This is a genomic window from Devosia sp. 63-57 (assembly GCF_001899045.1).
GTDB lineage: Bacteria > Pseudomonadota > Alphaproteobacteria > Rhizobiales > Devosiaceae > Devosia > Devosia equisanguinis.
The window spans coordinates 2172353-2195610 of record NZ_MKUY01000005.1 but is presented as its reverse complement, the minus strand read 5'-3'; the positions used below and the strand labels follow the sequence as shown (position 1 = coordinate 2195610).

23 protein-coding genes are annotated in these 23258 nt (G+C 60.9%); 10 read left to right on the top strand and 13 right to left on the bottom strand.

The features are described from left to right. Nucleotides 1–66: 66 nt before the first annotated feature. Nucleotides 67–981 carry a phosphotriesterase family protein gene (locus BGO80_RS18805; RefSeq protein ID WP_286723090.1) on the bottom strand — a complete coding sequence of 305 codons (915 nt, stop codon included), beginning with the start codon at nt 979–981 and terminating at the stop codon, nt 67–69. 159 nt (nt 982–1140) lie between these two features. Here BGO80_RS18805 and BGO80_RS18800 point away from each other — a divergent pair, with 159 nt between their 5' ends. The 4 genes from BGO80_RS18800 (at nt 1141) to cysW (ending at nt 4355) form a co-directional block, all read left to right on the top strand. Further along, nucleotides 1141–1392 (top strand): GlsB/YeaQ/YmgE family stress response membrane protein, encoded by a 252-nt coding sequence (locus BGO80_RS18800; protein ID WP_126151584.1) that lies wholly within the window; start codon nt 1141–1143, stop codon nt 1390–1392. Between the two features lie 209 nt (nt 1393–1601). Beyond that, a complete protein-coding gene (locus BGO80_RS18795) occupies nt 1602–2600 on the top strand; it encodes a sulfate ABC transporter substrate-binding protein (RefSeq protein ID WP_286722922.1) in 999 nt (332 codons plus the stop codon). Between the two features lie 109 nt (nt 2601–2709). Continuing rightward, complete coding sequence (cysT, locus tag BGO80_RS18790) at nt 2710–3546, top strand: sulfate ABC transporter permease subunit CysT (RefSeq protein WP_286722921.1); 837 nt, start codon at nt 2710–2712, stop codon at nt 3544–3546. Next, nucleotides 3546–4355 carry a sulfate ABC transporter permease subunit CysW gene (gene cysW / locus BGO80_RS18785; RefSeq protein ID WP_286722920.1) on the top strand — a complete coding sequence of 270 codons (810 nt, stop codon included), beginning with the start codon at nt 3546–3548 and terminating at the stop codon, nt 4353–4355. The genes cysT and cysW overlap by 1 nt, the downstream gene beginning before the upstream one ends. A 4-nt stretch (nt 4356–4359) precedes the next feature. On the opposite strand, the gene BGO80_RS18780 is transcribed toward cysW, so the two are convergent. The 11 genes from BGO80_RS18780 to BGO80_RS18730 all read right to left on the bottom strand — a co-directional run bounded on the left by BGO80_RS18780 (nt 4360) and on the right by BGO80_RS18730 (nt 14232). Further along, entirely contained in the window at nt 4360–4986 is a 627-nt protein-coding gene (locus BGO80_RS18780) for an exopolysaccharide biosynthesis protein (RefSeq protein ID WP_286722919.1), read from the bottom strand. Then, nucleotides 4983–6065 carry a tRNA preQ1(34) S-adenosylmethionine ribosyltransferase-isomerase QueA gene (queA, locus tag BGO80_RS18775; protein ID WP_126151589.1) on the bottom strand — a complete coding sequence of 361 codons (1083 nt, stop codon included), beginning with the start codon at nt 6063–6065 and terminating at the stop codon, nt 4983–4985. The genes BGO80_RS18780 and queA overlap by 4 nt, the downstream gene beginning before the upstream one ends. Nucleotides 6066–6133: 68 nt before the next feature. After that, a complete protein-coding gene (locus BGO80_RS18770) occupies nt 6134–6583 on the bottom strand; it encodes a DMT family transporter (RefSeq protein WP_126151590.1) in 450 nt (149 codons plus the stop codon). Nucleotides 6584–6756: 173 nt separating this feature from the next. After that, entirely contained in the window at nt 6757–7269 is a 513-nt protein-coding gene (locus BGO80_RS18765; RefSeq protein WP_126151591.1) for a peptidylprolyl isomerase, read from the bottom strand. A 122-nt stretch (nt 7270–7391) separates the two neighbouring features. Continuing rightward, nucleotides 7392–7979, bottom strand: a complete 588-nt coding sequence (locus BGO80_RS18760; RefSeq protein ID WP_286722918.1) for a peptidylprolyl isomerase — start codon at nt 7977–7979, stop codon at nt 7392–7394. Continuing rightward, entirely contained in the window at nt 7976–8470 is a 495-nt protein-coding gene (gene coaD / locus BGO80_RS18755; protein ID WP_126151593.1) for a pantetheine-phosphate adenylyltransferase, read from the bottom strand. The genes BGO80_RS18760 and coaD overlap by 4 nt, the downstream gene beginning before the upstream one ends. A 69-nt stretch (nt 8471–8539) precedes the next feature. Continuing rightward, the gene (locus tag BGO80_RS18750; RefSeq protein ID WP_286722917.1) at nt 8540–9040 is read right to left on the bottom strand and encodes a GNAT family N-acetyltransferase; all 501 of its coding nucleotides are present in this window, start codon (nt 9038–9040) and stop codon (nt 8540–8542) included. Nucleotides 9041–9104: 64 nt separating this feature from the next. Next, nucleotides 9105–11855, bottom strand: coding sequence for a DNA gyrase subunit A (gene gyrA, locus BGO80_RS18745; protein WP_286722916.1), 2751 nt, complete (start codon nt 11853–11855; stop codon nt 9105–9107). Between the two features lie 86 nt (nt 11856–11941). Continuing rightward, the gene (locus BGO80_RS18740) at nt 11942–13165 is read right to left on the bottom strand and encodes an MFS transporter (RefSeq protein ID WP_286722915.1); all 1224 of its coding nucleotides are present in this window, start codon (nt 13163–13165) and stop codon (nt 11942–11944) included. Continuing rightward, nucleotides 13162–13758 (bottom strand): winged helix-turn-helix domain-containing protein, encoded by a 597-nt coding sequence (locus tag BGO80_RS18735; RefSeq protein ID WP_286722914.1) that lies wholly within the window; start codon nt 13756–13758, stop codon nt 13162–13164. Before BGO80_RS18735 ends, BGO80_RS18740 begins: the two co-directional genes overlap by 4 nt. A gap of 66 nt (nt 13759–13824) precedes the next feature. After that, on the bottom strand, nt 13825–14232 hold the full coding sequence (locus BGO80_RS18730; protein WP_286722913.1) for a winged helix-turn-helix transcriptional regulator: 408 nt from the start codon (nt 14230–14232) through the stop codon (nt 13825–13827). A 228-nt stretch (nt 14233–14460) separates the two neighbouring features. Here BGO80_RS18730 and BGO80_RS18725 point away from each other — a divergent pair, with 228 nt between their 5' ends. Together BGO80_RS18725 and BGO80_RS18720 are read left to right on the top strand one after the other, a co-directional pair. Continuing rightward, nucleotides 14461–16860, top strand: a complete 2400-nt coding sequence (locus tag BGO80_RS18725; RefSeq protein WP_164550446.1) for an efflux RND transporter permease subunit — start codon at nt 14461–14463, stop codon at nt 16858–16860. A 128-nt stretch (nt 16861–16988) separates the two neighbouring features. Next, nucleotides 16989–17513, top strand: coding sequence for a hypothetical protein (locus BGO80_RS18720; RefSeq protein ID WP_286722912.1), 525 nt, complete (start codon nt 16989–16991; stop codon nt 17511–17513). Nucleotides 17514–17585: 72 nt separating this feature from the next. On the opposite strand, the gene ssb is transcribed toward BGO80_RS18720, so the two are convergent. Then, nucleotides 17586–18110 (bottom strand): single-stranded DNA-binding protein, encoded by a 525-nt coding sequence (gene ssb, locus BGO80_RS18715; protein WP_126151600.1) that lies wholly within the window; start codon nt 18108–18110, stop codon nt 17586–17588. 333 nt (nt 18111–18443) lie between these two features. Here ssb and scpC point away from each other — a divergent pair, with 333 nt between their 5' ends. From scpC to BGO80_RS18695, 4 genes are all read left to right on the top strand, one after another. Beyond that, complete coding sequence (gene scpC, locus BGO80_RS18710; RefSeq protein WP_286722911.1) at nt 18444–19949, top strand: succinyl-CoA:acetate CoA-transferase ScpC; 1506 nt, start codon at nt 18444–18446, stop codon at nt 19947–19949. Between the two features lie 116 nt (nt 19950–20065). Then, on the top strand, nt 20066–21286 hold the full coding sequence (locus BGO80_RS18705) for an MFS transporter (protein WP_286722909.1): 1221 nt from the start codon (nt 20066–20068) through the stop codon (nt 21284–21286). After that, entirely contained in the window at nt 21283–21735 is a 453-nt protein-coding gene (locus BGO80_RS18700) for an SRPBCC family protein (protein ID WP_286722908.1), read from the top strand. Before BGO80_RS18705 ends, BGO80_RS18700 begins: the two co-directional genes overlap by 4 nt. Before the next feature lie 65 nt (nt 21736–21800). Beyond that, nucleotides 21801–23213, top strand: coding sequence for a cryptochrome/photolyase family protein (locus BGO80_RS18695; protein ID WP_286722907.1), 1413 nt, complete (start codon nt 21801–21803; stop codon nt 23211–23213). The last annotated feature ends 45 nt before the right edge of the window (nt 23214–23258 follow it).

The following is a 23258-nucleotide window of genomic DNA, read 5'->3' as shown; positions in this document are numbered from 1 at the left end:
CTCAGACTCGCGTAAACAAAGTCAGAGCGAGCTATCTGCAATTGCTTCTATTTCGGGCGGGCGAACCTAGCGCGCGAAAGCGTTGAAAGGGTTATCGTGGGTCAATCGCGTGATTACTGCCTCATCCACGCCCGCGGCCCGCAGCGCGGGCAGGAACGAGGCCACGAGATGTGTGTAGGGCATGGGCGTTCCGCCGCCCGGCTGCGCGGGGTCGTACCAGCCGCGGTCATGGCTGAGCAGCAGCCTCTCACCCTGCCCGGCCTCGAGCGCTCGACGCACCAGAGCGACAATGTCGTCGTCGGGTGCGCGACCGATATGGTCGAATTCAAGCCAGGCACCGCGGGCAAAGACCTCTTTGTGAAGGCCAAAATCCTTCTCCTCCTGGGTGTGGATGGAGATGAAACGGCTCGCCGATCCTCCTTCGGCTTCGATGATGTCGAGCTGGTCCAGCACGACTCGGCCTTTGATCGTGTGGGACCCGATTATGGCGCCGGTCTGTGCCGAGGCGCGGGCGGCAGCGCGCAGGATCCGGGTTTCGATCGGCGTGATACCATCGTCTCCAGCGCTCACTTTGATCCAGGCGGCCACGACGCCGGTGTCTCCGACGCCATCGACCAATTCGCTGACCATCCAGCGCTCGAGGTCGGCGTCGCTGGCATCACGGACCCAGTCGGGAATCCATGGCTCGCGATAATTGCCTGTCGGCACCACGATAGGCAGGCCGGTGGCTTTTGACACCGCAAGATCGATATCGACCCGCAGACCGACGCCGCCGGTGGAGCACTCAACCAGGGCCGTCACGCCCTGCGCCTTGATCGCCTCGATTTCTGGCGCCATCAGCCGCACCACATCCTCGCCATCCCCGGTGGCGTAGCCCGGCTGGTCAGGGGTGCGCAAATCGACAAACACATGCTCGTGGGGAAGAATCAGCCCCAATTGCTCACGATCAAAGCGACCCAGTGTCGTTATCAACTTCGGCATCACCATCTCCCTCTTTTTTAGCCACAGTCACTGCTCACTTCCCGCGTGTAAAGATGCGATCGACGTCGCCAGATTTTGGGAGACTGCCGTGGGCCTTGCCTTTCGCAACCAGTGTGCCACGCTCGCGTTGTCGAAGGACTCAATGCGAGGAGAAGGCAAATGGGTTTTGACGGAGTGGGTTGGATCGCGGCCATCATCATCGGCGGCGTCGCCGGGTGGCTGGCAAGCATGTTTATGAACGCTGGTGGCGGCATCCTGAAGAATGTGCTGCTCGGCATTGTCGGTGCAATTATCGCCAGCCTGGTGTTCGGCCTTCTGGGAATCTCTTTCGGTGGCTGGCTTGGCTACCTCATCGCCGGGTTCATCGGCGCCTGCATTATCATCTTCATCGGTCGCGCTGTGTCGCGATAACAGGTCCGGCCGGACGCCTATTTCGGTGTCCGGCCATTTCCCGACTGGAAGGAAATGGCGTGGTCCAAGCATGTGGCGCAACGTCTTTTCCCAAACCGCCATGGCGGTTAAATTAGTCATCCCAAACGGTTTTTTGCCGCTTTACCCCCGCTTCGGACCACGGCAACAACGACGCTAATTCGACCCGAACGAGATGGATTTAGCGTCCGATGAACAAGTTTGTTGCCTCCCTTGCCGCGGCGCTGGTTTTAAGCGCCACCCCGGTCCTGGCCCAGCCCACTGATATCCTCAATGCCTCCTATGACATTGCTCGCGAGCTGTTCGAAGCCGAGAATGCCGCTTTCGTGCCGGCCTATGCGGCGCAGAGCGGCACCGAGGTCACGGTAAACCAGTCGCATGCCGGCACATCGACACAGGCCCGCGCCATTCTCGAGGGTCTTCCTGCCGATGTCGTGACCTTCAATCAGGTCACAGACATCGACAAGCTGGTCGAAGGCGGGTTCGTCTCTGCAGATTGGCAGACCGAATTCGCCAATAATGCATCGCCCTTCTATTCCTTCCCCTCTTTCCTGGTGCGCGCCGGCAACCCCAAGAACATCACCGACTGGGCCGATCTCGCCCGGGACGATGTGAAGGTGATCTTCCCCAATCCCAAGACCTCGGGCAATGCGCGTTACACCTATCTCGCGGCGCGCGCCTGGGCTAACGAAGCCTTTGGCGGCGATCAGGCCAAGGTGGAAGAATATCTGACCAAGGTGTTCCTCAACGTGCCGGTGTTCGAGACTGGCGGCCGCGGCGCTACCACGGCCTTTACCGAGCGTGAGCTCGGCGACGTGCTGATCACCTTCGAGGCCGAAACGCTGAGCGCAGTGGACCTTCTTGGAGCCGACAAGTACCAGGCCGTCACGCCGTCGGTGAGCCTGCTCGCCGAGTTCCCCGTTGCCATCGTCGACAAGGTGGTGGACGCGCGTGGCAGCCGTGATCTCGCCAAGGCCTATCTCGACTTCCTCTACTCGACCGACGGCCAGCGCATTGCGGCGGAGCGCAACCACCGCGTCAATGATGAAGCGGTTGCGACCGAGTTCGCGGACCGTTTCCCGGCCGTACGCCTGGTCAATATCGACGAAGCGTTCGGCGGATGGGCCAAGGTTGCCGAAGAGCATTTCGCCGATGGCGGCCTGCTCGATACGGTTTTCGTGAACCAGTAATCCCACATCGACAGCCACCCGCCTGCGTCGCCGACGCGGGCGGGTGGATTGCCATCAACAGCGGATGACACAGGCGGGCAATGCCCGCCTAACGCATAAAAGGCGGCCAATGCCCAGATCCCGCAGCAAGCATCTGCTCCCCGGCTTCGGGCTGACCATGGGCGTATCGCTGTTCTACGTCACTCTCATCATCCTGCTGCCGATCACGGCGATGCTGCTCAAGGTGGGCGGCATGGGCTGGGCTGAGTTCTGGCGGATCACCACCTCGCGCCGCGCGCTCGCGGCCTACCAGATCACCTTCTCGTCTGCCCTCGTCGCGACGGTACTCAACGGCATTGTTGGCTTGCTGCTGGCCTGGGTGCTGACGCGCTACCGATTTCCAGGGCGTCGTATCCTGGACGCGTTGGTCGATCTGCCCTTCGCGCTGCCAACGGCGGTGGCTGGGCTGGTGCTGGTGACGCTGTTTGCCAATAATGGCTGGTACGGGCAGTTTCTCGAGCCCAATGGCCTCAAGGTCAATTACACGCAACTCGGCATCATTGCTGCCATGACCTTCACGTCCATCCCTTTCGTCGTCCGCGCCGTCCAACCAGTGTTGGAAGATCTGGACGAAGGGTTGGAAGCAGCGGCGAAAACGCTGGGGGCCTCGTCGCTCCAGGTCTTCACGCGGGTGATCTGGCCCGCCATTCTTCCCGCGTTTATCGGCGGTTGCGTGCTGTCCTTTGCCCGTTCGCTTGGCGAGTTCGGCGCCGTGGTATTCATCGCCGGCAATCTGCCAGGACTGACCGAGATCGTATCGCTGCTGATTTTCATCCGGCTAGACGAATATAATTACGAAGCTGCTGCGGCATTGGCTTTCGTGCTGCTGCTGGTTGCCTTCCTGACGCTGATCGCCACCAACGCACTCGCTGCCTGGCAAACCCGCTATGTGGATCGGAAGGCCTGATGCACCACCCTGCCCGCTCGCTCCCAGAAATCACCCTTATCGGCATCGCCTTCTTGCTGGCCGGACTGGTTTTGGTGGTGCCCTTGGTGCTGATATTCTCCTTCGCCCTGCGCGAAGGCATCGGCGTCTACCTGGCAAATATCGTCCAACCGCACACGCTGCACGCCATTGGCCTGACCGTGGTGACCGCGCTGATCGTGGTGCCGATCAATATCGTGATAGGAACGTGCTTGGCCTGGCTGGTGACGCGGTTCCGTTTTCGTGGACGGCAATTGCTGATCAGCATCATTGAGTTGCCCGCCGCCATGAGCCCAATCGTCGCTGGCGTGGTCTACCTCTTTCTCTATGGTGGCCAGGGCCTGCTTGGCCCCACACTGCAGGCGGCCGGCATCCAGATCATGTTCACGCCGCTCGCCATTGTCCTGGTCAGTCTTTTCGTCACTGCCCCATTCGTCGCGCGCGAGCTCATTCCGCTGATGAGCCAGCAGGGCACCGAGGATGAGGAAGCGGCACTTTCGCTGGGTGCCAATGGCTGGCAGATGTTCTTTCACGTGACATTGCCGAATATCCGCTGGGCACTGGTCTATGGCGCCGTTCTCACCAATGCACGCGCCATGGGCGAGTTCGGCGCCGTGTCGGTGGTGTCGGGTGCCATTCGTGGGCAAACCAACACGCTACCGCTGCAGATCAACCTTCTCTTCAACGACTTCAATATTACCGGCGCTTTCGCGGCGGCCTCGACGCTCGCACTCATTGCCGTACTGACGTTGATCGCCAAATCGCTGCTGGAAGCATGGGAGCATCGTTGAGGCGCTAAAACAGTGCGTCAAAGGCCACGAAACTAAGATTGATAGCGCCGAGGATGAGAAGCACTTCGATGACCAAGCCGATGCAGGCTATCAAAACACCCGCAATGGCGCCGACACCGTCGCGATTGAGCACGGAAAAGGCAAGAACGCAGAGCCCGACATTGGGAATGGCATTGATGAAGGGAATGGGAATAGTCATCGCCACACTCACCACCATGGTGAAGATACCATAGGGCACAGTCGCCGCTGCACCGGTCATCCAACGTAGGCGCGGTTTGGAAAAGCGTGCAACGAAACGCGTCACCTTGGCCACCTGCTCGCTGCCTTTCAACAAGGCGTTGAGCGGCAGTTTTCGGCGACCGATGATGCCAGGCAATCGGATGGGGCGACCCAGCACCATGGCCAGAGCAACCGCAAATGTTGTCCAGGCAATAGTGCCGCCGAAGCCTGGGGGGCCCGGGATCATGTTGAGCAGGGTCAACATCAGGATCAATACCCTGTGGGCCTGTGGCCCCATGGCTTCAATCAGCCGCGCAATGGTCAGCTTGGAGGCATCACCCTCAGCTTCGCGCCGCAGCACGGCGACGATGCGGTTGGTGTAACGAGTAACCGGACGCGGCCTGGGCGTCACGCGCGGTCCCTGGGGTGTGGCGCGCGATGCAGCAGCGACGAGTCACCGTAGGAATAGAAGCGATAACCATCAGCGATGGCGTGGCCATAGGCCGCCTTCATGGTGTCGAAGCCGGCAAAGGCACTGACCAGCATAAACAGTGTGGATTTGGGCAGATGGAAATTGGTCATCAGCAGATCCACGGTCCGGAAGCGGAAGCCGGGCGTGATGAAGATGTCGGTATCCCCGACAAAAGGCATTAGCTCGCCGGTAGCCAGCGATGCTGTTTCCAGAAGACGCAGGCTGGTCGTGCCGACGGCCACCACGCGCCCACCGGCGTCGCGTCGTGCCTTGATGCGCTCGACCGTGGCCTGATCGATCTCGCCCCATTCGGAATGCATGACATGGTCGTCGGTGTCGTCGACCTTCATCGGCAAGAAGGTGCCAGCACCGACATGCAGCGTCACCCGTTCCATGGCCACATCCATCTCGGCCAGCTGTTGCAACAGGCTTTCGGTGAAATGAAGGCCCGCGGTCGGAGCGGCGACAGCGCCATCCTCGGCCGCGTATACGGTCTGGTAATCGACCTTGTCGCGCTCCTCGACGCCACGCTTGGCGCCGATATAGGGCGGCAACGGCATGGCGCCGTGCGACTTGATGGCCTCATCGAGGGCCGCGCCGCCGAGTTCAAACTCCAGCGTCACTTCCCCTGATTCACCACGCCCACTGACACGGGCCAGGAGGGCGTCGGCAGCGCCGCCATTGCCGAGCTCGAGTTCGTCCAAAAGCGCCAGTTTCTTGGCCGGACGGGCGAAAGCGCGCCAGGTATGGGCGTCGACCCGCTTGTGCAGGTTGAACGACACCCCTGCCCGGTTCTCGCCGCGAATTCGCGTTCCCTTTAGCTCGGCGGGCAGCACCCGTGTATCGTTCACCACGAGCACGTCGCCGGGACGCAGCAATTGCTTGAGGTCGGGAATGTGCCGGTCGAGCAACGGCTTGCCCTCCTCGACCACCAGGAGCCTGGCGCTGTCGCGCGGCTCGGCGGGATGAAGGGCGATGAGGTTTTCGGGCAGGTCGAAGTCGAAATCAGAAACGCGCATATCGGCTCGTTAGCATTTGTGCTGCGCAGCGGGAACGGGTCTGGGGCAGCAAAGTTGCCGTAATGCGGCTAAAGCACACGGATCATGACCGCGCCAACGACCAGAAGCACAGCCCCCGCCAACCGCCCCATGCTGATTTCGCGCACGGCCATGCCCATGAAGCCGATCTTGTCGAGAAACAGGCCCCCCACCAACTGTCCCGCGACCGATAGAGCCATGACAGCTGCCGCGCCGATCATCGGCGTCAGTGTGATGTTGGAGAACACGTAAAATGCCCCCAGCAAGCCGCCGGCGACGAAGGTCCAGGGCTGGGGAGCACCAAAATTGATGGCAACGCCACTCAGATGGCTGAAAATGAAGGCCAGAGCCCAAAGCACGATGCCGCCAGCCAAGAACGATACTGCGGCCGCCGCAACCGGCACCTCGAGCGCCCGCCCGAGACTGGCATTGATCGGCGCTTGAACGGCAATGCACATGCCGGCGATGACGCCCATCAGCGCCCAAAGAATAGCATCCATTTTCAAAGTCGATCTCTTTCCGACGATGGCCACGGAATCAGTGGCCATAGCCCCATGCTCACTCGATTGGCAGGTCATCGTCCAGAGACTGGCAGCAAGACGCAGCGCTCCGGCCGCGTCTTTCGATCGGCAGGCCATAAAGCAGACTGGCGGCCGAAGCCGCCAGTACCAGTTTATTCAGCGATGTCAGCTGCGACTTTGACGGAGACCATCTTGTCCGGGTTGATCACCGGCTCGCCGCGCTTGATCTGGTCGACATTTTCCATGCCCTCGATCACCTGACCCCAGACCGTGTACTGGCGGTTGAGAAAGGGCGCATCGGCAAAGCAGATGAAGAACTGAGAATTGGCGCTGTTCGGGTCCTGGGCACGGGCCATGGACGCGGTGCCACGCAGATGCGGCTCGGCGCTGAATTCCTGCTTGATGTTCGGATATTGCGAACCGCCGGTGCCGGCGCGCGAGGGATTGAACTCCGGCAGATTGGTATTACCAAACTTCACGTCGCCGGTCTGAGCCATGAAGCCGTCGATGACGCGATGGAACACCACGCCGTCATAGGCGCCTTCACGCGCGAGCTTCTTGATGTGCTCGACATGGCCGGGAGCCACGTCGGGACGCATGGCGATGACGACCTTGCCCTTGGTGGTTTCGATAACGAGGGTGTTTTCGGGATCGGCATAAGCCATGGCATGTCTCTTTCGGTTCAGAGGAACGGTGGCCCGGATTTAGGGGCAATAAACGCCAAGCGCAAGGCAAAGCCTTGCGCTTGATGGGGGCAGCGCGATCGGCGCCCCATATGCCATTCGAATTACTTGTATTCGATCTTTGCGGTGATGATCTTGTCGGGATTGGCCACGGCGCCATTCTGGGACTGCGGGCCCTTCTCCAAAGCGTCCACGGCCTCCATGCCCGAGACGACCTTGCCGAACACCGTGTACTGGCCATCGAGGAAGCTGGCATCGGCGGTGGTGATGAAGAACTGCGAGTTGAACGAATTCGGATTCTGCGAGCGGGCGGCGCCGACAACACCGCGCTGGAAGCTTTCGGAATTGAACTCGGCCTCGACGTCGGGAAGATCGGAACCACCCGTACCGGCCATGGCGAGGTTGTAATTCGGGCTATCAACCTTGCCGTTCTGGACGTCGCCGGTCTGGGCCATGAAGCCGTCGATCACTCGATGAAAGACCACACCATCATAGGCGCCCTGCTCGGTGAGGGTGACGATACGCTCGACATGCTTGGGAGCAATGGCAGGCAACAGCTCGATATCGACCACGCCGTCGTCCAGCGTCAGAATCAGATGGGGCGTGCCGGTCTGGGCGAAAACCGGATTGGCGGCGACGAGCGTCGCGCCAAGGGCGAGTGCGGCAAAGGTGCGGCGGGTCAGCTTGATCATTTGGACTGCAGAGCCTTTAGGACGATTTGCGGGACGAAGGCGGAAATATCCCCGCCCATTTCGGCGATCTGGCGCACCAATGTGGCCGAGATATGCCGCACCGGCGGGCTGGAGGGCAAAAACACGGTTTGCAGGTCGGGCGCCATCTGCGCGTTCATTCCGACCATCTGCATTTCATAATTGTAGTCGGTCGTGTCGCGCAGGCCGCGAATGATCAGCTTGGCCCCGTTATCGCGGGCCGCATTGACCATCAGTCCCGAGAAATCGACGATACGAAATTCGGTGTTGGTGCGCTTGCCAATGGCCGGGAGCACCTGTTCGAGAATGGCGACGCGGTCCTGATGGGTAAAGAGCGGGTTTTTCTTGGTGGCGCTGACGCCGACAGCAACGACAAGCGTATCCACCAACTTGCAGGCACGCTCGATGACATCGAGATGGCCGTTGGTGAGCGGGTCGAAAGACCCTGGATAAAACCCGACCAGACTGCTCATGCTCTTCCCCCTTTTCTGCACAAACTTGTGTCACGGGGTTCCGCGATTTGGCAAGCTGATGGAGCCGGATTACCGTTCGGCGGCACCATCATGGCATGGGGTCAACAGGCGCATGAACACATCTTGATGGTCCTTATCGATGTCACTGTCGATCATGGTCCAGCCACGCAGCAGGTAGTAGGCCCGCATCTTGGGCTTGGCTGAAAGGTAGACGCGCTCGAAGCCCTGCGCTGACAGGCGTTGGCTTACGGCATGCATCAGTGCATCCCCCAAGCCCTCGCCGCGCGCCTCGGGTTCAACCCAGAGCGCAGCAAGGCACGGCCCCCAATCAGGCCGCGCACCAATGTCATCCATGATGCTGGTCACCGTGCCGAGGAACTGGCGCTGGCGCACTGCCACCAGCGTAAACGGATGGTCAACCGCCTTGCTCACATCCTCCAACGCCGTCACGACGTCGGCCAAAGTGTAGCCATCCGCCTCCCACCAGGTCTGCCAGATACGGTTTGCGACCAAAGCCAGAAACTCTGGCGCCTGCCGGAGGTCAACGATCTCGGCGTCTGAATGAGACAAGGAATTTGGTCTCTCAAATATACGTGGCCGCTTAACGAAAGGGGCGCCGAAGCGCCCCTTGATCTTATTCTGCGACAGGTTCGGCGGGCGGAGCGTCACCGCCCTCGTCCTCGTCGTTTTCCGGCTCGCTGATCCGTTCGACCGAGACGACCTTTTCGTCCTCGGCGGTATCGAACACGATCACGCCCTGCGAACCGCGGCTAACGATGCGGATCGGCTTATCGCCGCCAACCGGCAAGCGAATGGTCTGGCCGCCGTCGCTGATCAGCATGATCTGGTCTTCATCTTCCACCGGGAAGGACGCGACGAGATTACCGTTGCGCTTGTTGACCGCCATGGCCACGATGCCCTTACCGCCGCGCCCGGTGATCCGGTATTCGTGGCTGGAGGTGCGCTTTCCGTAGCCGTTCTCGGAAATGGTCAGGATGAACTGCTCAAGCGCACCCATTTCGGCATAGCGCTCCTGCGGCAGGTCGCCAGCGACCACGTCGCTCTCGTCCGAACCCGCAGCGTCCTCGATCTCACCGCGCATAGCACGGCTCATTTTGAGATAAGCGGCGCGTTCTTCCGCAGAGGCGTCCGAGTGGTTGATCACAGCCATGGAAATGACCTTATCGCCATCTGCAAGCTGAATGCCGCGCACGCCCATGGAGTCACGTCCCTTGAACAGGCGGACATCATCGACGCGGAAGCGGATGGCCTGACCATGCGCCGTCGTCAGCAGCAGGTCGTTATTGATGGTGCAGGTGTCGACGCCGACGATCTCGTCGCCCTCGTCGAGTTTCATGGCAATCTTGCCGTTCTGGCGCACCTCGACAAAGTCGGCCAGCGAGTTGCGGCGGACGGTGCCGCGGGTCGTCGCGAACATGATGTCGAGATTGCCCCAGGAGGTCTCGTCCTCGGGCAATGGCATGATCGAGGTGATGCGCTCGCCCTGCTCCAGCGGCAGGATGTTGATCAGCGCCTTGCCACGCGCATTGGCGGCGGAAAGCGGCAGGCGCCAGACCTTGAGCTTGTAGGCAATGCCACGGCTGGTGAAGAACAGCACCGGCGTGTGGGTATTGGCCACGAAGAGACGCGAAACGAAATCTTCCTCGCGCGTGGCCATGCCGGAGCGGCCCTTACCGCCACGGTTCTGCGCCCGGTAGGCAGACAGCGGAACGCGCTTGATGTAGCCGCCATGGCTGACGGTCACCACCATGTCTTCGCGGGCAATGAGGTCTTCGTCCTCGAAATCGGCCGCATGATCGGAGATTTCGGTGCGACGGGCAGTGGCGAACTGGTCGCGGATTTCTTCCAGTTCCGTGCGGATGATGTCGCGCACGCGATCGCGCGACCGCAGAATATCGAGATAGTCCTCGATCTCTGCCCCTAGTCCATTGAGTTCATCGCCGATTTCATCGCGACCAAGGGCCGTGAGGCGTGCCAGACGCAGCTCGAGAATGGCGCGCGCCTGCTCTTCGGAGAGATTGAACGTGCCGTCCTCGTTGATGCGATGGCGCGGATCGTCGATCAGCGCGATCAGCGGCGCCACGTCGGCAGCCGGCCAGCGGCGCGTCATCAACTGCTCACGGGCGGTAGCCGGATCCGGCGCAGTGCGAATGAGCGCGATGACTTCATCGATATTTGCAACCGCCACGGCCAAGCCGACCAAGACGTGCGCGCGGTCGCGGGCCTTGTTGAGCAGGAAGCGGGCGCGACGGGTAACGACTTCCTCACGGAACTCGATGAAGGCATCGAGAATCTGTTTGAGGTTCATCAGCTCTGGTTTGCCGCCGTTGAGCGCGACGAAATTGCAGCCGAAGGAGCTTTGCAGCGGCGTGAAGCGGTAGAGTTGGTTCAGCACCACATCGGGGAGCGCATCACGCTTTACCTCGATAACGACGCGCATGCCTTCACGACTGGATTCGTCGCGCAGGTCGGCAATGCCTTCGATACGCTTTTCGCGCACCAGCTCGGCAATCTTTTCAACCATCGCCGCCTTGTTCACCTGATAGGGAATCTCGGTGATGACGATGGCTTCGCGTTCCTTGCGCACTTCCTCGATGCTCGAGCGGCCGCGCACGATGATCGACCCCCGGCCGGTCTCGTATGCCTGGCGAATGCCGGCACGACCGAGGATGATGCCACCGGTCGGGAAATCCGGGCCCGGAAGGTGCTCCAGCAGTTCTTCGGTGGTGATGGCCGGGTTTTCAAGCGTGGCCAAGGCGGCGTTGATGGTTTCGCCGAGATTGTGCGTCGGGATATTGGTGGCCATGCCCACTGCAATGCCGCCACCGCCATTGACCAGCATATTGGGGAAGCGCGCCGGCAGAACCGTCGGCTCATGCTCGGACCCGTCATAGTTGGGCCGGAAGTCCACCGTGTCCTTGTCGAGGTCATCGAGCATGGAATTGGTGATGCGCTGCATGCGCACTTCGGTATAACGCATGGCGGCCGGCATATCGCCATCCACCGAACCGAAATTGCCCTGCCCTTCCACCAGCATCTCGCCCATGGAGAATTCCTGGGCCATACGCACCAGCGCCATATAGACGGCGCTGTCGCCATGCGGGTGGTATTTACCGATAACGTCACCGACAACGCGGGCCGATTTACGGAACGGCTTGTTGTACTCGTAGCCGTTCTCGCTCATCGAGAACAGGATGCGCCGGTGCACCGGCTTCAACCCATCACGCACATCCGGCAGAGCACGGCTCACGATCACGCTCATGGCGTAATCGAGGTAGCTCTTGCGCATCTCGTCGGTGATGTAAATGGGTGCGATGTCGGAGGACGGCGCGGCGCCGCTCACATCTTCAGGCGTATCTGTCACGTTGTGATTCTACGTTGGTTTTGTTGACCGGAAATATAGGCCATTCCGGCACAAAACACCAATTTCGCCTATCCACCCTGTGGAGATCAGCCCGAAACCGGGACAGGCCGCTTCATCTGCCGAAAGGCGGGGATGGCAATGGGCGACAAGGCCGCGGCCAGATAAAGCACGCCGGTTACCGACAAGGCAGTGAAAACCCCCAGATTGTCAGTCAGGACGCCCGCATAGAGGCCACCAAAGGGCATCAGCGCCCAGGCCAGCGCACCAACCAGCGCAATTACCCGCCCGACCATGGGCTTGGGAATGCGCTCGAACAGGATGGCGCCGACAATTGGATTGAGGAAACCGGCCATGAATCCGCCGATGACGAACAGTGCGATGATGGCGGGCAGAGGCAGGGCGAAGGCCAATGACAGCATGGGCATGGGTCCTGCGCAGATAAAGCCGATGACATAGATCAGGAGGCGCGGCAGGCGATCGGCAAGGCCCGCTGCCAAGGCGGCTCCCGCTATGGCGCCACCAGAGAATGTCGCCAGCAAGATGCCGACCCAGCTGACATCCAGCGCCATGGCCTGCACCCAGACTGGCAGCAAGACGATGGCGTAGGCCTGATCGAAGAGATTGGTGATGGCGATCATTACCACCAGCCCGACCAGCACCGGATCGCTGCGCAAGGCATGCCAGCCTTCTGTGAAATCGGTGCCATAACTTTTTGCCCTGTTTTGGGCACCCGGTTCCTCTTGATCGGGTACGCCGAACCGGACAAGGAGGGCCGATAGGACGAAAGCGGCCACATTGGCGAGGAGAGCCGGCGCGCTGCCCATAAGTGCAATCAGCACCCCGGCCCCGGCAGCGCCCAGTGTGCCGGCTAGCCGGTCGCTGGCGCCCAGGATGCCAGTAACCCGCTCAAGCGGCATATTGCCGATCGAGGCCACCAAAGGCACCAGGGCCTGCTTTGCCGCATCGGCAGGCGCACGCAACACCCCAACCAGTGCGACCGCTGGCAGTAGCACCCACAGCGAAAGGACTCCGAGCCAGAACAGCAGTGGGATGAGGGTAAGTGCCAGAGCGGACAGGCAGTCGCTCCAGATGGCGATCTGGCGTGCGCCTATCCGGTCAATCAAGGGCCCCGCCAAGGCCTTGGCAATGACATAGGGCAGAAGCTCGGCCAGGCCGACCAGGCCGGTCAGCACCGGGCTGCCGGTCGTGGTCAGCACCATCCATGGAAGGGCGATGACCGAAAGCCGGGTTCCACCGACAGAGGCAATGGTCGCTGATGCCAGCGCGACAAGCGGCCCCTTCCCACTCATGCCCCTTCCTCCTCCGGAGCGCGTGGAAAGGCGTGCAAAATGAAGCTGACCAGCTCGACTCCAGGCGCATAAGCTTCGCCGGCTTTTGGCGCGTGTGCCATGGCATCAAGCAAAAGCGCGTTGATCTGGTGGAGAAGAGACTCGGCCCGCTCTGCGGTGAGAGGAATGACATAGTCACTGATCGTGGATGCCTTGCGCCATTCGGGCGACAGTTGGGGATGTCGTGCCAGAGCGCGCTGCATCTCCTTGATCTGGGCGCTTAAAGCTGCTTCGGCGAAAGCGAGGCCCGCATCGAGCGCATCCTCGTCATCACCCTCCTCCAGGAACGTCGTGGTCTCGTGGGCCGCCTTCCACCAGCGGTCGCGCCCATTGCCCCGCTCGATGTCCTCCTCGATGAAGCCGTGGCGTGCCAATTGGCGGAGATGGTAGCTGGTCGCGCCGCTGTTGAGACCCATTCGCTCTGCCAGCCGCGTGGCGGTGGCAGGACCGTCAATGCGCAGCATACCCAGCATGCGCAAACGCTGCGGATGCGCCAGCGCTCGTAGCGCCATAGCGTCTGGCTTCACGCGACTGATGGTTCGGCTTTCGGACATGGCCTGCTCCAAATGGTGTGGAGCAAACTACATCACAAACATATCTTTGCAAACATTTGTTTGCGATCAGGATAGCGCGTCGAAATGGCTCCGCGCCGCAGCAATGCCCGGCATTGAAGAATTCGCCCATTCGATCAGCCGGCCGAAGGGCACGATCAGCGACTGCCCAAGCGTTGTCAGGCGATATTCGACGGAAGGCGGCTTGGTGTCGAAGACCTGACGGGCCACGAGGCCATCGCGCTGCAGGTCGCGCAGGGTCTGCGTCAGCATTTTCTGAGAAATGTCGGGGATTTCGCGGTGCAGCTGATTAAAGCGGCGCGGGCCCGATGCCAGGGTCATCACCAATAGCATGCTCCATTTGTCGCCGATCTTGTCGAGGACATGCCGGATGGGACAGGTTCCAGGCGTGCTGGAAGACGTTGCCTCGTTCCAGCGCTCCACATAGGCGGCGGCTATTGGATCGGCATGCTGCATGGTTGTTCCTCGTCACGGCTGTCTGGCTGAGCTGGGCGGAACAGATTGCACAATCCGCGCACAAACTCACCTTTGGATACTTACTCTCCACATTGCCGCCTTGCAAGTTGCAGCCTTGCGTCACCCGCAGGCGCAGTTGGCGCGAGATCACCGGGATCGCTGGACGGTTGATCCACAAACACTTAGAAAATGCGCCAAATTGTCGCCGTGGTGCGGAGTCGGGTGCAGGTGTCTTCTCCTTCCTTGTTCAAGCGTATCGTCGCCCGCATCACTTATGACCGGTCCATCGGTTTTGGCCTTGAGCATATAGGACTGGCCACGGTGAAGTGGCCGCGCATCATGGCGCTGGCCGTGCTGGCCTTTTCGATCCTGTGTTTTTCGCAGATTCCGAAGGCCAACGTGGATGGCGACCTGCTGCGGGTCTATGCGCATTCGGGGCACTATTACGATGCCTATGAAAAACTGTCGGATACGTTCGGCACCTTCGAGAACGACATCTATGTGCTGGTGAACTCGCCGAACCTGGTCGATCCGGACGTGATCGAAAGGGTCCGCAATCTCGCCTTCGATCTCGAACTGAACGACTTTGCCGTCGGCACCATGTCGCCCTTCACCTTGCGCAAGCCCGACGGCAAGGGCGGCTCTGTGCCGGCTGTTCCCGAAGGCATGCTGACCGCAGACGAGGTGGCCATGTCCTTGGCCGATCTGCAGGCCAATGACCCGATGATGCGCAATCTGATCACCCCAGACCTCACAGGCGTGGTGATCATCATGTTTCCCAACCGCGAGGCGGTGCTCGAGCGCGGCGCCAAGGCGATGATCGCCGATTTGCGCGCCGCAATCGCCCCCTATCAAAGCGAAGATCTCACCATCGACATTACCGGTCCGCCGGTATGGACCACCGAAATGCTCAACGCGGCGGTGGACGACCAGGTCAAGTTCACGGTCTACGGTTTCGCCTTGGGATCTATCATCGCGCTGGTGGCGCTGCGGTCGCTCTTCGGCGCGCTCATCGTGGCCGCGACACCGTTCCTGGCGGTGATGTGGTCTATGGGCATGATCCTGCTTTTCTTCGGATCATTCTCCTTCCTCACCATCATCGTCACCACGCTCGTACTCGTCATCTCCTTTGCGGAGTCGATGTTTTTCACCTTCAACTGGCTGGCCTATTGGCGGGACGGCATGGAGCCGAACAAGGCTGTCGATGCCACCATCAAGCTGGTGGGGCCGGCTACCGCCCTTACCATGCTGGTGTCTATTGTCAGCTTCGCCTCGCTATCGCTGACGCCAGGCCAGGGTGTGCGCGAATTTTCCATGGCCGGCGCCATGGGATCGTTCCTGTTGTTTGCTTGCACCATGACCTTCCAGCCGCTCCTGCTCAAATTGGCGCTGCGCCTGGGCTTCAGGGCGCCGCCCAAGACCAGCCTTGTCTTGACCGCGCCACTGCCGGTCAGCTGGTTTTTGGCCAAGCGCTTCGGGCGCCCCATCGCAATCGCGGCGATTGTCGCCACGGGCCTGTTGCTCATCCCCTATTTCCTGATTCAACCGCGCTTTTCATTCGAGGATTTCGTCGCCAAGGGGTCGACGGCGCTGACTGCTGCCGAAAGCATCGACGAAGGCGTCGGCGGCGTGGCGCCGCTGTATGTGCGTGTGCCGCTGATCGAGCACGATCCCAATATCGGCGAGGTCGACTACCAGCGCATTCGCGTCGTGCACCAGATTCTGGAAAAGGAACTCGGCCAGAACAAGGTCATCTCGGCGGCGAGCATGACCAATTACACCGATACCGGTTTCACCCGCGAAGAGGTGCTGAATGCTGTCGGCCCATTCATGCGGAAACGCTTTGTCACCGAAGACGGCTCGCAGGCACTGGTCACCGGCTTCATGCCCACCGTCATCGCCAGCAACGATCTCAAGGCGCTGGTGACACGGGTGGAGGCGGAACTGCATGCCTCGGGCATCCCGGAGGCCGAACTGGGCGGATTTAACATCCTCACGACCTTCGCAACCGACGATATCGTGCGCGGCCTGCAGGGTGACCTTACAGTCAGCGTGCTGGTAAATCTGGCGCTGATCGGCTTTGCTTTCCAATCGTTCCGCGTCGCGGCGGCGTCGGCCATCCCGAACCTCTTCCCGATCCTAGGCACCGAGGCCTGGCTGTGGTGGTCAGGCTCCGGCCTGCAACTGACCACGGTGATCGCGCTGACCATCGCCTTTGGCATTGCCGTGGACGACACAGTCCACTTCCTGTCGCACTATCTCCACGGGCGACGAGAGGAAAAGCGTAGCCATGAGGATGCAGTCAAGCACACGCTGCTGCGCATCGGCGGCGCTATCGTGGCGACGACGATCATCCTCTGCGCCGGCACGGCCATTCTGGTGTTCGCCGAGCTCCCGCAGGTAGCGCTGTTTGGCTCGCTGTTCGTGATTACGCTGGCGCTGGCGGTGTTGGGGGACCTGTTCATCCTACCCGCTCTGCTGATGGCGGGTGGCAAGTTCTTCCAGCCGCTCGGAAAAATCAGGGTGCGTACCGCCGACCACGAGGCCACGCCCGATGATCCTACCGGCGACACAATCACCGGCGATGGCGGCACCGATGGCGAAGCGCGGGAACCGCGGCCCGTTTGAGGTGGCGCTTGTTTCCACCAGTTCGGCGCCGCATGAAAACGTCGCGCCGAATCCGCGATTTATTGTTATCTAGAAGGTCTGAGATTTTGCCGGGGGGCCGGTTTTTGAATCCTGGAGGGTTTTGTAGCATGACGAAACTTGGACACCTGACCCGAGCCGCCGCCCTGGCTGCGGTGGTGGCGACGGCAGGCGCTGCTGGTCCGGCTATCGCCGCGCCGGCCGACGTGGCGCTTCTCAAGTCCTATATCGGTGAGTGGCGCGGCCGTGGCGTACTGGTCGGCGCCAACCAGGAGACCGTGGTCTGCCGGTTGACGCTGAGCCAGGGCAACCAGGACAAGGTCAACTATAATGGCCGCTGCACTTTGGCCGGCAGCAATCTGTCGGTGGCCGGTACGCTGGCCTATGTGGATGCCAACAAGCGGTTCGAAGCCGCAATGACCTCGAACGCCTCGTTCAGCGGTATCGCGGTCGGTCAGAAGCGGGGCGGCGGCCTGACCTTCAACCTGCGCGAACGCAACAAGGACGAGGCCGGCAAGGACCTCAATATTTCGGCGCAGATCCATCTCAGCGCCGACGCCATCAAGGTGTCCTTCGACGTCGTCTATGTTGAATCCGGCGACAGCCTGCGCGCCGAAGTGCCGTTCAGCCGCTGATATCGGCGAGCCTTGGGCAAAGCCATGGAATGACAAGGGCGGCTCCGAGGCCGCCCTTTTTGTTGTGTTCGCTTAGAACGGAATGTCGTCATCCATGCCGCCGGGCTCGAAGGCTGGAGCGTTGGAGGACGGACGACGCCCGCCGCCGCCACCACCGTTGCCGCCACGATCGCTGACGCCACGGAAGCCGCCATCGTCATTGCTGCGGTAGCCACCGCCGCCCTCGCCGGCTCCAGCGCCATCACCGCGGCCATCGAGCAGCGTCAGGTTGGAGTTGAAGCCCTGCAGCACCACTTCGGTGGAGTACTTGTCCTGGCCGGACTGGTCCTGCCATTTGCGGGTCTGCAACTGGCCCTCGATATAGACCTTGCTGCCCTTGCGCAGGTAGCTTTCGGCCACACGGACCAAGCCTTCGGAGAAGATCACCACGCGGTGCCACTCGGTCTTTTCGCGGCGCTCGCCGGTATTGCGGTCCTTCCAGCTTTCAGATGTGGCGATACTGAGATTAACCACTTTGCCGCCATTGGGCAGGTTCCGGACTTCCGGGTCATTGCCCAGATTGCCCACCAGAATGACCTTGTTCACGCTGCCAGCCATGGCGCACTTCCTTCCAATTCAGTCCCGGTCTGCCCTGTCGCGGGACGCTTTCGATCCATTGGGCAGGACTATAGCCGTCAGTGCACGGCCCTGCCCTTCGACCGCACCATAGCTTTTCCGAGGCAAGTCAGTCTGTCCAATTCTGCGGTTCTCAACAGGCCCGGACACGACATGGCGCGCCCTTCCCCGTTCCCAGAAAACCGTGCCTATGCATTTTGTTCACTTTATGTTCTCACGACTTCTGTGTCAACAATGTTGAGCTTGACCGGGATCAAGGCGCTGCCACACAGTCGTGGCAAGGAGGAGTCGTGACGTTTTAATTCAGAGTTTGCGATGACCCCTGCCGACCTCTCCGCCCGCATCCGCAACAAAGCGCTTCTCGATCGCATCGTCTCCGCCGATGAAGCGGCGGCACTGATCAAGGATGGCATGGTGATTGGCATGAGCGGCTTCACCAAGGCCGGCGATGCCAAGGCCGTTCCCGTCGCGATGGCAGACCGGGCCAAGGCCGATCCGTTCAAGATCACCCTGATTACCGGCGCCTCCCTCGGTCACGATATCGACCGCATGCTCACCGAGGCGAAAGTGCTCGCCCGGCGCATGCCGTTCCAGGCCGACCCGACGCTGCGCAAAGCCATCAATCGCGGCGAGGTGATGTTCATCGACCAACACCTGAGCGAAACAGTGGAGCATCTGCGCTCCAACCAGCTCGGGCCCATAGACTATGCCATCGTCGAAGCGGCCGCCATCAATGAAGACGGGGGACTGGTGCCGACCACCTCGATCGGTAATTCGGCGAGCTTTGCCATCCTGGCCAAGAAGGTCATCGTCGAAATCAACCTGTCGCAGCCAATGGGACTGGATGGTTTGCACGATATTTATATCCCCTCCAAGCGCCCGACCCGTGCGCCTATCCCCCTGATGGCCTGCGACAGCCGCGTGGGTACGCCCTATGTGCCGATCCCACCCGAGAAGATCGCTGCGATTGTCATCACCAACGAAACCGACAGCGCATCCTCTGTGCTGCCTTCCGATGTCGAGACCGGCGCTATCGCGCGTCATCTCATCGCCTTTTTCGAGAGCGAAGTCGCGAGCGGCCGGCTCGACCTGACGCTGCAGCCACTACAGGCCGGCATTGGCTCGATCGCTAACTCGGTGCTGCAGGGTCTCGCAGACGGCCCCTTCCACCATTTGCGTCTCTACAGCGAGGTACTGCAGGATTCGACATTTGACCTGTTCGACGCCGGCAAGCTCAGCTTTGCATCGGCGTCGTCGATCACCCTGAGTGCGCCCTACGCCGAACGGGTGTTCGGCAATTTCGAGGCCTATAAGGACAAGCTGATCCTGCGACCGCAGGAAATCTCGAACCATCCCGAGATCATCCGGCGGCTGGGCATTATTGGCATCAATACTGCGCTGGAATTCGACATATATGGCAATGTCAACTCGACGCATGTGGACGGCACCATGATGATGAACGGCATCGGCGGCTCCGGCGATTTCGCGCGCAATGCCTATCTCTCGATCTTCGTCACCAAGTCACTGGCGAAAAGTGGCGCCATTTCGTCAGTTGTGCCTATGGTCAGCCACGTCGATCACACCGAACACGATGTCGATATTCTGGTCACGGAATGCGGGCTCGCCGACCTGCGCGAGTTGGCGCCACGCGAACGCGCCGCGCTGATCATCGAGAACTGCGCCCATCCAGATTACCGTCCTCAGTTGCGCGACTATTTCGAGCGGGCCGTGGCGCGAGGCGGACATACCCCGCACCTCATCGAGGAAGCTTTCGCCTGGCATGTGCGCCGCCAAAAGACCGGAAGCATGCGGGAAAGCTGAGGCGCTCCCATCGGCAAGCCGTGGGCCAACAAGCGGCTGCCTAGTTCTTGTGCAACAATGATTGCTCTTCCCCTGCCGCCGGGGTAGGACAGTGCAAACTGTCCTGAAGCATTTCCATGACCAACGTTTCTTCCCCACCTGCGCCCGAAGCGCAGCGTACGGCCCTGACCATTATTCTTGCAGTGAGCGGAGCCCATCTGCTCAACGACTTGCTGCAATTCCTTCTCCCGGCGCTTTATCCGATGCTGAAGGAGACATACGGGCTGAGTTATCTGCAAATTGGTCTGCTGACACTCGGCCAGCAGATCACCGCCTGTTTGCTGCAACCACTGTTCGGCCTGTCTGGCGATCTCAAGCCCAAACCCTATTGGCTTGCCATCTCCATGATGATCGTGGCGCTCGGCGTGGCGGCGCTTGCTGCTGCCAGTGGCTTCTGGATGTTGTTCATCGCCGCCGTTATCGTCGGCACAGGCTCGGCATTGTTTCACCCGGAGGCATCGCGCGTGGCGCGCATGGCGTCGGGCGGTCGGCTGGGATTTGCTCAATCGCTATTCCAGGTGGGTGGCAATGCCGGCACTGCTCTGGGCCCACTTGCCGCCGCGTTCATCCTCTTGCCGCTGGGCCAGTCGAGCGTGTTCTATTTCCTGGCCGTAGCGGCGCTCGGCGTGGTGCTTCTCAGTTATGTCGGTCGCTGGTACGCCGAGCATCAGCGCCAAGCGGCCAGCCGCCCCAAGGCAGCCATTGCCAAGCCAGCGCTGTCCCGCCAGCGGCTGATGGTCGCCTTCGTGGTCATAGGGGCGCTGCTGCTCAGCAAGTTCATCTATATCGAGGGGCTGAAGAGCTATTACGCTTTCTTCCTCATTGAGAAATTCCAGCTGTCCGCACAGGAGGCCCAGTTCTATCTTTTCGCCTTCCTGGGCGCAGTGGCCGCAGGCACGTTCTTCGGCGGGCCCATCGGCGACCGTTATGGCCGGCTCGCGGTGATCTGGGTGTCGATCCTGGGTGCCCTGCCCTTCACCCTCGCCCTGCCCTATCTGGACCTGTTCTGGACGGCAGTGATGAGCATCATGGTTGGCCTCATTCTCTCGTCCGCATTCTCGGCCATGGTGGTTTATGCGCAGGAACTGGTGCCCGGCAAGGTGGGTATGATCGCCGGTTTCATCTTCGGCTTCGCCTTCGGCATCGGCGCACTCGGCGCCGCGGTCATGGGCGCGCTGGCTGACTGGATCGGCATCATCGCCGTGTTCCAGATCTGTGCCTTCTTGCCGGCGCTGGGTATCCTCACCATCTTCCTGCCGAGAACCGCAGAACTCTATCCTGAAGGAAAGCGTGCATGACCTCTGCACTCGAAGGCGATAGCGACAGCCAGATCACCCTGACGCGGACCATTGAGGCCAATGTCAGCGACGTATTCGCAGCCTGGACCGATCCGGCACTGATCGAGCAATGGCAGGCCGATGAGGCTGAGTTCGACGCGTTCGAGGGTGGACAATATCGCTTCGTCACCTTTGCCGAAGAGGATGATGAAGCCGACCACGAGGTCAGCGGCGAAGTGCTGACTTATCTCGAAGATGAGCGCCTTGTGCTTTCCTGGGTCCACCGTGACGAGGAAGAGGGTGAAGAACTGCTGTTCGTGCTTGACCTCACCTTCAAGGCCATCGACCAGGACAGCACCAGCATCACGCTCACCGAGCGGGGCTTGCCGCACGCCGATGCACAGACGCGCATCTTCTCCATGGAAGCCTGGAGCGCGGCGCTCGAGACCTTGGCCGAATTGATGGAATAACCATCCGGCGTGGGTGAACCGGAAGCGGGCTTCGGGCGTATCTCCTCGGACATCCGGAGCCGAACGTGACCGCATCTCCCACACTCGTCTGGCTGCGCAACGATCTGCGCATAGCCGACAATCCTGCCCTTCATGCTGCCGAGCATGATGGCCGGCCTGTTATCGCCATCTATGTGCATGAAACCGACCCGGAACTGCGCCCCGTGGGTGCGGCAACACGGTGGTGGCTGCACCATAGTCTGGTCGCGCTGGAAGCAGACCTGGCCCAGCACGGGATCGTCTTCGAGGTTTTGTCGGGCCAGGCGGGGGCCGTGCTTGAAAAATTCGCCCACGATAAGGATGCTGCCGCGATCCACTGGAATAGGCGTTATGCGCCAGCAGAGCGCGACCTCGACGCAGCGATAAAATCGAAACTACGCAAAACTGGGATCACCGTCACCTCGCATCCGGGCAATTTGCTGGTCGAACCGTGGATGATCGAAACCGGCCAGCACAAACCCTATTCGGTGTTTACGCCGTTCTGGAAATCGCTCCGCAACATACCGATTGAAGCACCGCTTCCGGCCCCCAAGAAACGCGCAGCCCGCAAGACCAGATCAGTCGACGGGGGTTATGACATTCCATTCTGGGCGCCGAAAATGGCGCAATACTGGACAATCGGCGAGGCAGGCGCACGAGACGCGCTTGGAGCCTTCCTTGATGAGCGTCTCGCCGATTACCCCGATGGTCGCGATATCCCAGCCAAAGATCTCACTTCCAGACTATCCCCACATCTACGTTTCGGTGAAATCAGTCCGCGTCAGATCTGGCGTGCCGCGCGCATGCGCGCCGATGCCGAGCCCACATTGGCGGGGCCGGTGGAAAAATTCCTGTCCGAGTTGGCATGGCGAGAGTTCAGCTATCACCAACTCTACCACCGCCAGGATATCGCCGAGATATCCATGCAGCGCAAATATGAAGGTATGCGCTGGCGTCACGCGCCGAACGATCTTGCAGCCTGGCAAGCCGGCCAGACCGGCATCCCCATCATCGACGCCGGGATGCGCGAGCTTTGGGAGACCGGGTACATGCACAATCGGGTGCGCATGCTCGTGGCTTCGTTTCTGAGCAAGAACCTGCTGACCGACTGGCGCCTGGGCGAAAAGTGGTTCTGGGATTGCCTGGTCGATGCCGATATGGCCAATAATCCCGCGAGTTGGCAGTGGGTCGCCGGCTCAGGGTTGGATGCGGCGCCCTATTTCCGCATCTTCAATCCCGTAACCCAGGGCGAACGTTTTGACGCGTCTGGAGACTATGTCAGGCGCTGGGTGCCCGAGATCGCAGAACTGTCGGACAAGTTTGTTCACAAGCCTTGGGAGGCAGCGGCATCGGACCTCACCGCTGAAGGCATCGTCCTCGGCAAGACCTATCCAAGGCCCATCGCCGATCTCAAAGCCACGCGGCAACGGGCTCTTGATGCATCGGCGGCCCTAAGCTGAACCGGACCTGGCGAAAACTTATTCCACGGCGAGCATCAGCCGGCG

Excerpts from the sequence above, each read along its gene's own strand:
- BGO80_RS18805 (WP_286723090.1), bottom strand. The coding sequence starts at position 981 with ATGCCGAAGTTGATAACGACACTGGGTCGCTTTGATCGTGAGCAATTG.
- BGO80_RS18800 (WP_126151584.1), top strand. The coding sequence starts at position 1,141 with ATGGGTTTTGACGGAGTGGGTTGGATCGCGGCCATCATCATCGGCGGC.
- BGO80_RS18795 (WP_286722922.1), top strand. The coding sequence starts at position 1,602 with ATGAACAAGTTTGTTGCCTCCCTTGCCGCGGCGCTGGTTTTAAGCGCC.
- cysT (WP_286722921.1), top strand. The coding sequence starts at position 2,710 with ATGCCCAGATCCCGCAGCAAGCATCTGCTCCCCGGCTTCGGGCTGACC.
- cysW (WP_286722920.1), top strand. The coding sequence starts at position 3,546 with ATGCACCACCCTGCCCGCTCGCTCCCAGAAATCACCCTTATCGGCATC.
- queA (WP_126151589.1), bottom strand. The coding sequence starts at position 6,065 with ATGCGCGTTTCTGATTTCGACTTCGACCTGCCCGAAAACCTCATCGCC.
- BGO80_RS18770 (WP_126151590.1), bottom strand. The coding sequence starts at position 6,583 with ATGGATGCTATTCTTTGGGCGCTGATGGGCGTCATCGCCGGCATGTGC.
- BGO80_RS18765 (WP_126151591.1), bottom strand. The coding sequence starts at position 7,269 with ATGGCTTATGCCGATCCCGAAAACACCCTCGTTATCGAAACCACCAAG.
- BGO80_RS18760 (WP_286722918.1), bottom strand. The coding sequence starts at position 7,979 with ATGATCAAGCTGACCCGCCGCACCTTTGCCGCACTCGCCCTTGGCGCG.
- coaD (WP_126151593.1), bottom strand. The coding sequence starts at position 8,470 with ATGAGCAGTCTGGTCGGGTTTTATCCAGGGTCTTTCGACCCGCTCACC.
- BGO80_RS18740 (WP_286722915.1), bottom strand. The coding sequence starts at position 13,165 with ATGAGTGGGAAGGGGCCGCTTGTCGCGCTGGCATCAGCGACCATTGCC.
- BGO80_RS18735 (WP_286722914.1), bottom strand. The coding sequence starts at position 13,758 with ATGTCCGAAAGCCGAACCATCAGTCGCGTGAAGCCAGACGCTATGGCG.
- BGO80_RS18730 (WP_286722913.1), bottom strand. The coding sequence starts at position 14,232 with ATGCAGCATGCCGATCCAATAGCCGCCGCCTATGTGGAGCGCTGGAAC.
- BGO80_RS18720 (WP_286722912.1), top strand. The coding sequence starts at position 16,989 with ATGACGAAACTTGGACACCTGACCCGAGCCGCCGCCCTGGCTGCGGTG.
- ssb (WP_126151600.1), bottom strand. The coding sequence starts at position 18,110 with ATGGCTGGCAGCGTGAACAAGGTCATTCTGGTGGGCAATCTGGGCAAT.
- scpC (WP_286722911.1), top strand. The coding sequence starts at position 18,444 with ATGACCCCTGCCGACCTCTCCGCCCGCATCCGCAACAAAGCGCTTCTC.
- BGO80_RS18705 (WP_286722909.1), top strand. The coding sequence starts at position 20,066 with ATGACCAACGTTTCTTCCCCACCTGCGCCCGAAGCGCAGCGTACGGCC.
- BGO80_RS18700 (WP_286722908.1), top strand. The coding sequence starts at position 21,283 with ATGACCTCTGCACTCGAAGGCGATAGCGACAGCCAGATCACCCTGACG.